The organism is Lactobacillus rodentium (assembly GCF_003423665.1).
Lineage (GTDB): Bacteria > Bacillota > Bacilli > Lactobacillales > Lactobacillaceae > Lactobacillus > Lactobacillus rodentium.
Genome location: NZ_BFBY01000035.1, coordinates 1 through 395, shown reverse-complemented (window position 1 = coordinate 395; position 395 = coordinate 1). Strand labels below are relative to the sequence as shown.

The window sequence follows — 395 nt, the reverse complement described above, 5'->3', positions numbered from 1 at the left end:
TTCCCTCACGGTACTGGTTCACTATCGGTCACTAGTTAGTATTTAGCCTTGCGAGATGGTCCTCGCGGTTTCAATCGGAATTTCTCGTGTTCCGACCTACTCAGGATCCTACTAAGTCTCTTGGAGATTTCGCCTACAGGGCTCTCACCTTCTCTGGCTTATTTTTCCAAATAATTCTGCTATCTCCTTAAGTACTATATCGTAGTCCTACAACCCCAACTGGCAAGCCAGCTGGTTTGGGCTCTTTCCGTTTCGCTCGCCGCTACTTGGGAAATCGATTTTTCTTTCTCTTCCTGCAGCTACTTAGATGTTTCAGTTCACTGCGTCTTCCTTTAACTACCTTAACAGTAATTAATAATACGTCTGCACGTATTGGGTTCCCCCATTCGGATATC

General features: G+C 45.3%; 1 rRNA gene. It reads right to left on the bottom strand.

Features of this window, described 5'->3' with window-relative positions:
- Positions 1-395: ribosomal RNA gene (locus LrDSM24759_RS07650) — 23S ribosomal RNA — on the bottom strand; the annotation flags it as partial.